This is a genomic window from Longimicrobium sp. (assembly GCF_048594345.1).
In the GTDB taxonomy this organism is placed as follows: Bacteria; Gemmatimonadota; Gemmatimonadetes; order Longimicrobiales; family Longimicrobiaceae; genus Longimicrobium.
On the sequence record NZ_JBMDXM010000251.1, the window covers coordinates 39814 to 51200 of the forward strand.

Sequence of the window (11387 nt, forward strand, 5' to 3'; positions counted from 1 at the left end):
TGGCGCCCGACGGTGCCCCTCCCCCGACCCCTCCCCGTTCGTTCCTCACGGAGAGGGGAGAAGTCGATCCCGCGCCGAAACTCCTTCTTGTCTCCACCACCCCTTCCCCGAAGTTGGGGAGGGGTCGCCAGCCGTCGCGAGGAACGAGCGAAAGGCCTGGCGGGGGAGAGGGCCCCCGAGGGTCGCGCCCTCCTCACACCCTCACACCCTCACACCCTCACACTCGTTCACCCGTTCACCCGCTCACCCGCTCACCCGCTCACCCGCTCACCCGCTCACCCGTTCACCCGCTCACCCGTTCACCCGTTCACCTCCATCGCTTGACACCCCCCTCCCCCCGCCCCAGTCTGTCACCCTCGCACAACGCACCACCCGGCCCAACGCAAACGCAAGGCAGATCAAAGCATGTCCAACAAGCGGCAGGACGCGCTGGACTACCACAGCCAGGGACGGCGCGGCAAGATCGCCGTGGTCCCCACCAAGCCGGCGAGCACGCAGCGCGACCTGTCGCTGGCGTACAGCCCCGGCGTGGCGGAGCCGTGCCGCGAAATCCATCGCGATCCCGAAGAGGTGTTCCGCTACACCGCCCGCGGCAACCTGGTGGCCGTCGTCAGCAACGGCACCGCGGTGCTGGGGCTGGGCGACATCGGCCCCCTAGCGGCTAAGCCCGTGATGGAGGGCAAGGGCGTGCTCTTCAAACGCTTCGCCGACATCGACGTGTTCGACATCGAGGTCGCCAGCAAGGACGCCGACGAGGTGATCCGCTTCTGCGAGATGCTGGAGCCCACCGTGGGCGGCATCAACCTCGAAGACATTGGCGCGCCGGAGTGCTTTTACATCGAAGAAACGCTCAAGGAGCGGCTGCAGATCCCCGTGTTCCACGACGACCAGCACGGCACGGCGGTGATCAGCGGCGCCGCGCTGCTCAACGCGCTGCAGATCAGCGGCAAGCGGATCGAGGAGCTCACCGTCGTCTTTTCCGGCGCGGGCGCGGCGGCCATTGCCACGGCGGAGCACTACGTGTCGCTGGGCGTGCGGCGCGAGAACATCGCCATGACCGACAGCAAGGGCGTCATCCGCGCCGACCGCGGCAACCTGGACCGATACAAGGGCCGCTTCGCCACCACGCGCGACATCCACACGCTGGAGGATGCGCTGCGCGGCGCCGACATGTTCGTCGGCCTGTCCGTGGCGGGCGCGGTGACCCGGGAGATGGTGGACGGGATGGCGCAGGCGCCCATCGTCTTTGCGCTGGCCAACCCCGACCCCGAGATCCTGCCGGAGGACGTGCTGGCCGTGCGCCCGGACGCCATGGTGGCCACGGGGCGAACGGATTATCCCAACCAGATCAACAACGTCCTGGGATTTCCCTTCATCTTTCGCGGTGCGCTGGACGTGCGGGCGCGAGCCATCAACGACGAGATGAAGATGGCGGCCACCCGCGCCCTGGCCGAGCTGGCGCGGCTGGACGTCCCGGAATCGGTGGAAAAGGCGTACGGCAACGAGCGCTTCCGCTTTGGCGCGGACTACCTGATCCCCAAGCCGTTCGACCCGCGCATCATGCTGTGGGTGGCGCCGGCGGTGGCGCAGGCCGCCATGGAGACGGGCGTGGCGCGCGTGCAGATCGACGTGGAGCAGTACCGCGCCGAACTCATCGCGCGCCTGGGCCGCGGCCGCGAGGTCATGCGCGACATCATGCGGCGCGCGCGCAAGGACCCGCGCCGCATCGTGTACCCCGAGGGCGAGAACGACCGGATCATCCGCGCCTGCGCCCTGGTGTTGGCGGAGGGGATTGCGCGGCCGATCCTGCTGGGCCGTCCGGACGTCATCCGCGACCGGGCGGAAATGCTGGGCGTGAGCATCGAAGGCGCCGAGGTGGTGGACCCGTGGGCGGATCCCGAGCGGCGGGAGCAGTACGCGCAGGAGTTCTTTCGCCGCCGCCAGCGCAAGGGGGTAACCCTGGTGCAGGCGCGCGAGCGGATGCGCGAGCCGGTGTTCTTTGGCTGCATGATGGTGCTGCAGGGCGACGCCGACGGGCTGCTGGCGGGCGAAGACATGTACTATCCCGAAACCATCCGCCCCGCGCTGGAGGTCATTGGCACGGCGCCGGGGGTGCGGCGCGTGGCGGGGCTGTACATGATGGTGCTGGAGCACGACACCGTCTTTTTTGCCGACACCACGGTCAACATCGACCCGGACGCCGGCACGCTGGCGGAGACGGCGCTGCTGGCGGCGGACTTCGTCAAGCGGTTGGGGCTGGTGCCGCGGGTGGGGATGCTCTCGTTCAGCAACTTTGGCTCGGTGCGCAGCCCGCAGAGCGACAAGGTGCGCCGCGCCACCGAGCTGGTAAAGGAACGCGCGCCCACGCTGGAGATCGACGGCGAGCTGCAGGCCGACACCGCCCTGCTGGGCGAGTTCCGGCGCGAGAACTACCCGTTCAGCACGCTGGTCAACCAGCCCAACGTGCTGATCTTTCCCAATCTCGACGCGGCCAACATCGCCTACAAGCTGATGTGGCGCATGGGCAACGCCGAGGCGTTCGGCCCCATCCTCCTTGGGATGGCCCACCCGATCCACGTGCTGCAGCGCGGCAGCGAGGCGGCCGACGTGCTGAACCTTACCGCGCTGGCCGTGGTGGACGCGCAGGAGCACGCCGGGCGCCACGCCGGTGTCTGAGCCGCGCTACGCGTCCGGCGACCCCGTCACCATCCACTACCATCGCCTTCCGGACCGCCTGGAGGTGTTCGAGCAGACGGTGGTGGATGACGACGGCCAGTGCGTGGTCACCTTTCTCGCCGAGGCGGCGCTGAAGCGGCCGATGGAGGTCGGCGGCCGCGTGGTGCTGGAGCCCGGATCGCCGATCGTCTGGTTCACGTACCGCGGCGGCGTGTGGCACGACGTGGGGCGCTTTCACCTGGCGGACGGCACCTTTACCGGCTTCTACGCCAACGTGCTGACGCCGGTGGAGATGAGTGGCCCCGAGTGGATGACGGCGGACCTGTTTCTGGACGTGTGGATGGGCGCGGACGGCGACGTCCAGACTCTGGACCGCGACGAGTTCGACGCCGCCGTCGCCGCCGGCTGGCTCGACCCCGCGAACGCCGCGCGTGCCCTGGCCGAGGCCGAGCGCCTGGCCCGCGACGCGGCACGCGGGGCGTGGCCAGACTGGCCCGTGCACAACTGGACGCTGCGCATCGCGAGGGCGCGCGCGCAGCGTGGCCGGGCTCGGGATGGGCGGTGAGGCGGGGTCGTGACGAGTGGATGAGGCGGGGTGGGGAGGCACGTGACCGGGCGTGCCGCGCGCCGCCACTCCCCGTTAAAGCCGGGGGCTGGAACGGCCACAAGCCCCGCCCTGGGCTCGCGGAGCTCGCCCGGCGGGGCTTCACCTGCTCGTGTCGGCAACGCCCGTCGCGGCGTGGAGAGTCAGGCGCACGACGACCAGCGATGCGCGTCGAATCGGTCCCCATGATCAACCCCTCCCCCGGGGTTGGGGGAGGGGTCGACCGCCGTTGCGAGGAACGAGCAAAAGGCCGTCGGGGGAGAGGGCCCGGCGGAAACGGCGCGCGGCCGCGGCTACAGTCCGCGCAGGCGGACTTCGCGATTTTACAGCCGCGGCTTCAACTAGACTTTGGCACTTTGTGAAACAAAGGCAAATGACCTAGCCCCAGCCGTGGTCGTATCGTTCGATAGAACCCAACAAGCCCCGTTCAGATCGGGCGCCTCACATGACCCAAGGGTTAAGCGACTGCTTCCCTTTATCCTCCTCGCTCGCGGAGGGGTCTCGAAAGGCGGGCCGCGCTCGTTCGATTAAACGGATATCGTGGTCAACAGCACCGACGTCCGTTTAATCCTTCAGCCCTCTGCAACGCTCGGAAACGCTCCTCAGCTTCACCCTACAAAGTGCCAAAGTCTAGTTCAACCGCCGAATCCGGAGCCGGATCGCGCGCCGATGTCGTGCGGCCCGGTGATGAGCGGATGAATCCGCTGCTGGGAAAGCGATAAGCCCCGCCCCAGGCTCGCGGAGCTCGCCCGGCGGGGCTTCACCCGCTCGTGTCGGCAACGCCCGTCGCGGCGTGGAGAGTCAGGCGCACGACGACCAGCGATGCGCGTCGAACCGCCCCGCACACACCCCTCCCTCGAAGTTGGGGGAGGGGTCGACCGCCGTTGCGAGGAACGAGCAAAAGGCCGGTCGGGGGAGAGGGCCCGGCGGAGACGGCGCGCGGCCGCGGCTACCGTCCGCGCAGGCGGACTTCGTGATTTTCCAGCCGCGGCTTCAACCGCCCAACGCGTAGCCCGGCCTCGCGCTGACATCGTCCGGCCGTTTCGTCACAACCCCGCGCGGTGGCGCGTTGCACCAGGAACCGCCGCGCCGTGGCCCCGCTCCTGCGGCGTCGGGTGTGACCGAACGCAGCGCTCGCGGAACCGGATGGGTGGCGGGCGGTAATGGCGGGCCTGAAGAGCAACACTGACGTGCGGCGCGTGAGGCGCACACCGCACCCGAGCGAGGAACCGAGATGAAGACGCGTACCCGGTGGATGATGGTCCCCCTGCTGCTGCTGTCGGCGCTTGCCGGCTGCCTGGGCGACGACGACAGCTTTCAGCGCGACAAGCTGAACCAGGCGCGCACGCAGTGGGACAGCAAGAACGTGTCGTCGTACACGTACATCCTTGAGTTGCAGTGCTTCTGCGCGCCCGCGTCGCAGCTGGAGCCCGTGCTGGTGACGGTGCAGAACGGCGCCGTGACGTCGCTGCAGTACTGGGACGAGGACCCCGACGACCGTACCCCCGCGCCGGCCAGCATCTTTGGCCCGTACGACACCGTCGAAGAGCTGTTCGCCTTGATCGCCGAGGCCATCAGCCAGGACGCGGACGTGCTGCAGGTGGGATACGACCAGGAGTACGGCTTTCCCAACGTCGTGAACGTGGACTACCAGGTTGGCGGAGACGAGCAGGTGCTCGTTTTCGTAAGCCAGTTCACGCCCACGCCCTGAGCCGCACCCGGCGCGCGGCTTGCCGGGAGCGGACGTCCATTCGACGATCCCGATTCCGCGCCACGCTGGAGTGATACCATTTCTCGCAGTTCGTTGGCAATCAGAGGAACGACGGAAAAACGTCACGCGGAGGCGCGGAGGAACTGATGAGGCGCGGAGGCGTTTGGCGTTCCCTCCGCGCCTCTTCTGTTTTCTCCGCGCCTCCGCGTGAAAATCGTTCCCCTCACTGCACATCGAAATCCGGGAGATGGTATGACGATGAAGGTACGTGCCCTGCTGCGCATGATGGCGTTCGCCGCGCTGCTCACGCTTCCCGGCTGCCGGGTGGTCAGCTGCGGCGGGTGACCGGCGTTCGGAGACACGAAAAAAGCCCCGCCCGACTCCAGCGGCGGGCGGGGCTTCCTTCATCCGGAAACGCCTACTGGGTGTCCTGGCGCACGGCGTTCAGCCGCATGTCCCAGATGATGGTCTCGTTCCCCCGCAGGCTTACCGCCGGTGAAACGAGCACGTTTCCGGTGCCGCCCTCGGCGCGCAGCCGGTAGGTGCCGTTGATCTCGTCCATCCTGGCCGTCAGCGTTTCCGAAGCCAGCGTGGACATGGTGCCCACCCGGATCGCTGCGCCGCCGGCCTCGGGGATCAGCGTGATGCGCAGGTGCGACGGGATGGTTCCGTTGTTCTCCACCCGTACCCGCAGCATCTCGCCTTCGCCGCCCTCTCCGTTGCCCTCACCGGCCGTGTTGGCCGCGCAGGCCGCCATCGTCAGCGCCGCGATCGCGGCGGCCGCCGTCCGCATCATTCCCCTCATGGTCCTCTCCTCGTATCGAGTGTGGCCGGTGCCTCTCGCAGCACCTGTGCCAAACCCTGTGCAGCGTTCAGGACGCCGCCGCCTCGCCGCCCTCATCAGGGGCTGACGACGGCCCCGTACCCGTCCCTTCCGCATTGTCGGAAGCCGGGGGATCGGCATCGCCGTCCTCGTCGTCCCCAGACGCGGACGGATCGGCACCCTCGCCCTCCTCCGGCTCCGGAAAGAGCAGGGCGCCGAGCGTATCCAGCAGCTCTTCGCGGCCGTCGCCCTTGAGGGAGGAAAAGGCGATCGCCTGGTCGGGCTGGATCTGCAGGTCGCGGACGGCGGTTGTGAACGCCGCCTGCCGCTTCATGGGCGTAAGCTTGTCGGACTTGGTGAACGCAAAGAGCACCGGCAGCCCCAGCTCGCCCAGGTAGTCCACGGAGCGCAGGTCGTCGGGCGTGGGGCCGGTGCGGATGTCGACCAGCTGCACCACGCCGCGCAGGTCGGGCGAGGTGGAGAGAAAGGCGTGGATGACCGCCTCCCACTTGCGGCGCGCCGGCTCCGGCGCCCTGGCGAAGCCGTAGCCGGGCAGGTCGATGAGAAAGAAGTCGCCCAGGTCGCTGCGCACGCGGTAGAAGTTGATCTCCTGCGTTTTGCCGGGCGTGGCCGACACGCGCGCGATGGCCGTGCGCGTGCGTCCCAGCAGCCGGTTGATGAGCGACGACTTGCCCACGTTGCTGCGTCCGGAGAACGCCACCTGCGGCATGCCGCGCGCGGACTCCGGCGCCGCCTGCCCCGGCTGCCCGATGGCCCCGGCAAATTCCACGGACTTGATCTTCACGGAAGTACGAGAGTACGAAAGTACGAAGGTACGGAACTGCACGATCAACAAGGGCGCAAACTACGACGGTAGAGGCCCATCGTCCAATGCGAAGCCTCCGGCGTGGCAAAGAAGCGCGGGGGCGGCACCCAAGCCGCCCCCGCGCTGAATCATCTCCCGTACCTTCGTACCCCGTACTTTCGTACTGCCTCACGCTTCCTTCCGCCGCGGCTCCGCCGCCAGCACCAGCAGCGGCGGCACGCCGTCCGTCACGCACTCGGGCGTGACGACGACCTCGCGCACGTCCTCACGCGAGGGGATGTCGAACATGATGTCGCGCATCAGCGACTCGATCACCGCGCGCAGCCCGCGGGCGCCCGTGCCCCGCTCGATGGCCAGCCGCGCGATGGCGCGGATGGCGCCGGGGTCGAAGGTGATCCCCACCCCGTCCATCTGGAAGATCTTCTGGTACTGCTTCACCAGCGCGTTCCTGGGCTCGGTCAGAATGCGCACCAGCGCGTTCTCGTCCAGGTTCTCCAGCGTGACCGTAACCGGAAGGCGGCCCACCAGCTCGGGGATCAGGCCAAAGCGCAGCAGGTCCTCGGGCTCCACGTTCTGGAACGGGTCCGCGTGCTTGACCAGGTCACGCCCGCCGTCCTTGGCGCCAAAGCCGATCTGCCGCTTGCCCGTGCGCGCCTCGATGATCTTTTCAAGCCCGTCGAACGCCCCGCCGCAGATGAAGAGGATGTGGCGGGTGTTGATCTGGATGTACTCCTGCTGCGGGTGCTTGCGGCCCCCCTGCGGCGGCACCGACGCCGTGGTGCCTTCCAGGATCTTGAGCAGCGCCTGCTGCACGCCCTCGCCGCTCACGTCGCGGGTAATGGACGGGTTTTCGCTCTTGCGGGCGACCTTGTCGATCTCGTCGATGTAGATGATCCCCCGCTCGCACTCCGCCACGTTGAAGTCGGCGGCCTGCAGCAGGCGGACCAGGATGTTCTCCACGTCCTCACCCACGTAGCCGGCCTCGGTGAGCGTGGTGGCGTCGACGATGGTGAACGGGACGTGGAGCACGCGGGCCAGCGTCTGGGCCAGCAGCGTCTTGCCCACGCCGGTGCTGCCGATGAGCATGATGTTGGACTTGTCGAGCTCGACCTCGTCCATCACCCCGTGGTTGTTCACCCGCTTGTAGTGGTTGTACACGGAGACGGCCAGCGACCGCTTGGCCTGCTCCTGCCCCACCACGTACTGGTCCAGCACCTCCTTGATCTCGGTGGGCGTGGGCACCGGAGTGGTGGCGCTGGTGGCCTCCTTGATCTCCTCCTCGGCCAGAATCTCGTTGCAAAGCGAGATGCACTCGTTGCAGATGTAAACCGAGGGCCCCGAGATGAAGCGTTTTACCGAGTCCTTGGACTTTCCGCAAAACGAACAGCGTAGGTGCTTGTCGCTGGGCATTGCTGGGCCTGCGTGTTGAGAAAGAGGGGAGGGGGTAAGGGTGGGGCTCCGGTCAGGAGCCCGTCCCCGTCTCAGCCTCGGCGTGCCGCACCGCCACCAGGCTGGCGCCGCCCACCCCGTGCGAGATCACCTCGTCGATCAAGCCGTACTCCTTCGCCTCCTCCGCCGACATGAAGCGGTCGCGGTCCAGGTCGGCCTCTACCTGCTCCACCGACTGGCCCGTGTGGTGCGCCAGGATCTCGTTGAGCCGGTGGCGCAGCCCCAGGATCTCCTTGGCCGCGATCTCGATGTCGGCCGCGCTGCCCTGGCTGCCGCCCGAGGGCTGGTGCAGCATGATGCGCGAGTTGGGAAGCGCGCTGCGCTTTCCCTTTTCGCCCGCGCCCAGCAGGATGGCGCCCATGCTGGCCGCGCTGCCGATGCAGATGGTGTGCACCGGCGAGCGGATGAACTGCATGGTGTCGTAGATGGCCAGCCCCGCCGTCACCACGCCGCCCGGCGAGTTGACGTACAGGTAGATGTCCTTGTCGGGGTTGTCCGCGTCAAGGAACAGCAGCTGGGCGATGATGATGTTGGCCACCGTGTCGTCCACGGCGCTGCCCAGGAACACGATGCGGTCCATGAGCAGGCGGCTGAAGATGTCGTAGCTGCGCTCTCCCCGGCTGGAACGCTCGATCACGTACGGCGGATAGATGGCCATCTCTGCTGGTCTCCTGGCGTATTCTGTTTGGGCGGCGCGGCCGGTCAGGCCTGTGCGACCGTGTTGCGCGACTGCAGGTGCTCGAAGACCTTGTCCTCCAGGATCTCGGCCTCCAGCCCCTGCATCTGGCCCGAGCGCTCCAGCTCCACCCACAGCTCGCTGGGGGTGCGGCCGTGCTGCTCGGCCAACGCCTCTACCCGGGCATCCACGTCGTCGGCGGTGGGGCGCAGCCCTTCGCGCTCCGCGATGTGCTCCACCACCATCATCCGCTTGATCATCGCCTCGGCCTGGGGGCGCATGATGGCCCGCAGCTGCGAGAAGCGTTCCTCGTCCTCGGGGCTGCGCGTGCGGCGGCCGCCCTCGGCGTCCGGGTTTTCGCCCATCATGTACGACAGGTAGCGGTCCACCATCGACGCCGGAACGTCGAAGGGGTTGGCTTCCACGATCTGCTGCACCAGCGCGTCGCGAAGGGCGCTGTCGGCGCGCTTGGTGGCGTCGTTCTGCAGGTCGGCGCGCACGCGGGTGCGCAGCGCCTCCAGCGACTCGAAGTCGCCCAGCCCCTGCGCAAACTCGTCGTCCAGGGCGGGAAGCTCCTTGCGGCGCGCCTCGACCACGCGAATGCGCAGGCGCTGCTGCTGGCCCCGCTGGGCCTCGTCGGCAAAGTCTTCGGGGAAGGTGACGGTGAACTCGCCTTCTTCGCCCGGGGCCAGGGTCATGATGGCGGCCTCGATGTCGGGGATGGCCTGCCCCTCGCCCAGCTCGAAGCGGTATTCGCTCCCCTCGGCCGCTTCACCTTCGCCCTCGCCGGCCTCGTCCAGGTCGGTGATGTGGACGAGCACCGTGTCGCCGTAGTCGGGCTTTGCGCCTTCCTCGAGCGAGTGCTGGTGCGCGCGCTCGCCGCGCAGCCGCTCCAGCAGCGCGTCCACCTCGTCGTCGCCAATGGCGTCGGCGGGGCGCACCACGTCGAAGCCGTCGGTGCGGGCCAGGTCAAGCACGGGCTGCACCTCGAACTCCACCTCGAAGTGCAGGTCGCCGCCGTCGCCGTGGTAGTGCACGGACTCTACCTGCCCCTGCGTGATGGGGCGGAACTCGTGCGAATCGAGCGCCTCGCGGTACGTCTCCTGGATCACCCGGTCCACCGTCTCCTGCTCGATGGCGGGGCCAAACTGGCGCTCGACCAGCGACGCGGGCGTTTTGCCCTTGCGAAAGCCGGGAAGGCGGACGTTGCCCGCGATCTTGGCGGACACGGACTGCCGCACGCGGCGCACGCGCTCGCTGGGCACGGTGATGGACAGGCGGCGGCTCCAGGAGGTGGGCTCCTGAACGTCGACGCGGACCTCGGTCACGGGGGCGGTGCTATGCTCGGCCATCCGGCTATCTATCTGCTGAAAGAACCTGTTGTTGGCGAGGTGCGAAAGGGGGGATTCGAACCCCCACGGCCTGAGCCACTGGTTCCTAAGACCAGCGCGTCTACCATTCCGCCACTTTCGCGCGGGACGAACGGGAAAATATAGACCGTGCCCACAGGGGGGTCAACCAAAGGTTGCCATCGATCGGCAAGAATCCCGTCTGTGGCGCATACTGCGTGTCGGAACGCCCGCGCGCCAGCCCTCCGCGCGTCGCGGTTCACGGCATTGATACACCCCGGGTTCCGCCGGTTCGCGCGCCGGGGCTCCGGCCTCCGGACGCGGACATACAAATCCAGGATCCGAGTCCCACCGACACGATCCTGCGGATCGCTGTCATTCTGAGCGAAGCGCCCTCCCGGTTCTGTCCCGGCGCACCAGTGCCCGGTGCGCCGACCGAAGAATCTGCCGGATGGGCGCACCGTCCCGTCGGCTACGACTGGCCCTGGCGCGAGGGGCCCCACCGTTTCCGAAAGAGATTCTTCGGGCGGCGCACGGGCTGCTGCGGAGCGTTACCGCGGGCTCATGGTGAGCACCTTCCTCAGGCTCAGGCTCAGAGGGTGTTGAGTAATCTCAGTTGTTCCTCCAGAAGTACACTGTCATCCTGAGGGAGCGCACGCCTGAACCATCATGTCCACAAGAGCTTGCGCGCGACCGAAGGATCTTTGTCGGGTCGCGCGGACCCGGGGGAGCCGTTCAAGGCTCCTGGTTCTGCAGGCAAGGTTCTTCGGTCGGCATCAAAGCGTTGTATCAGCAGATTGTGGAGCGGCGCCTCCCTCGATAACCGGGAGGGTCGAGGTCTTTTAACATCCTCCAAGGATGACACGTGGGGCGGAGGGGGGGGCTCTGACGAGCCTGGGGGTAAGGCAGGCTTCGTCTCGCTTCCGATGGAGATCCTTCGGTCGGCGCACGGGCTGCCGCGTGTCACCGACGGTTCAGAGCGGCGCCTCTCTCAGGATGACAGGCGGGGGCGGACGGGGGGCTCTGACGAGCCTTGGGAGTAAGGCAGGCTTCGTCTCGCTTCGGATGAAGATCCTTCGGTCGGCGCACGGGCTGCCGCGCGTCACCGACGGTTCAGAGCGGCGCCTCTCTCAGAGTGTGTTTAAGAATCTGATCTTCAGACAACGCAATATTTTGATTTCCTGAGGGAGCGCGCCTCCTCAACTTGAATCCACTCAACCGCTTACGCGCGACCGAAGGATCTCGTCTCGGCGATCGCGAGGCTGGCTCGGCG

Annotated in this window: 8 protein-coding genes and 1 tRNA gene; 3 read left to right on the top strand and 6 right to left on the bottom strand. The window is 67.7% G+C overall.

Going from position 1 to position 11387, the window contains the following annotated elements:
- Positions 1-405: 405 nt before the first annotated feature.
- The 3 genes from ACOJUJ_RS26840 to ACOJUJ_RS26850 all read left to right on the top strand — a co-directional run bounded on the left by ACOJUJ_RS26840 (position 406) and on the right by ACOJUJ_RS26850 (position 4991).
- Complete coding sequence (locus ACOJUJ_RS26840; RefSeq protein WP_420130011.1) at positions 406-2676, top strand: NADP-dependent malic enzyme; 2271 nt, start codon at positions 406-408, stop codon at positions 2674-2676.
- Positions 2669-3241: a DUF402 domain-containing protein gene (locus ACOJUJ_RS26845; RefSeq protein ID WP_420130012.1), complete on the top strand. Its 573-nt coding sequence runs from the start codon at positions 2669-2671 to the stop codon at positions 3239-3241. Before ACOJUJ_RS26840 ends, ACOJUJ_RS26845 begins: the two co-directional genes overlap by 8 nt.
- Before the next feature lie 1273 nt (positions 3242-4514).
- The gene (locus tag ACOJUJ_RS26850; RefSeq protein ID WP_420130013.1) at positions 4515-4991 is read left to right on the top strand and encodes a DUF6174 domain-containing protein; all 477 of its coding nucleotides are present in this window, start codon (positions 4515-4517) and stop codon (positions 4989-4991) included.
- Positions 4992-5409: 418 nt separating this feature from the next.
- Here the strand turns inward: ACOJUJ_RS26850 and ACOJUJ_RS26855 are convergent, their stop codons facing one another.
- The 6 genes from ACOJUJ_RS26855 to ACOJUJ_RS26880 form a co-directional block, all read right to left on the bottom strand.
- Entirely contained in the window at positions 5410-5796 is a 387-nt protein-coding gene (locus ACOJUJ_RS26855) for a hypothetical protein (RefSeq protein ID WP_420130014.1), read from the bottom strand.
- Positions 5797-5863: 67 nt separating this feature from the next.
- Positions 5864-6619 carry a ribosome biogenesis GTP-binding protein YihA/YsxC gene (yihA, locus tag ACOJUJ_RS26860; protein ID WP_420130015.1) on the bottom strand — a complete coding sequence of 252 codons (756 nt, stop codon included), beginning with the start codon at positions 6617-6619 and terminating at the stop codon, positions 5864-5866.
- 189 nt (positions 6620-6808) lie between these two features.
- Positions 6809-8050, bottom strand: coding sequence for an ATP-dependent Clp protease ATP-binding subunit ClpX (clpX, locus tag ACOJUJ_RS26865; RefSeq protein ID WP_420130016.1), 1242 nt, complete (start codon positions 8048-8050; stop codon positions 6809-6811).
- A 52-nt stretch (positions 8051-8102) separates the two neighbouring features.
- The gene (gene clpP, locus ACOJUJ_RS26870) at positions 8103-8747 is read right to left on the bottom strand and encodes an ATP-dependent Clp endopeptidase proteolytic subunit ClpP (protein ID WP_420130017.1); all 645 of its coding nucleotides are present in this window, start codon (positions 8745-8747) and stop codon (positions 8103-8105) included.
- Positions 8748-8791: 44 nt separating this feature from the next.
- Positions 8792-10117 (bottom strand): trigger factor, encoded by a 1326-nt coding sequence (gene tig / locus ACOJUJ_RS26875; RefSeq protein ID WP_420130018.1) that lies wholly within the window; start codon positions 10115-10117, stop codon positions 8792-8794.
- Between the two features lie 40 nt (positions 10118-10157).
- Positions 10158-10238 (bottom strand) — tRNA-Leu (locus tag ACOJUJ_RS26880).
- Between the last annotated feature and the right edge of the window lie 1149 nt (positions 10239-11387).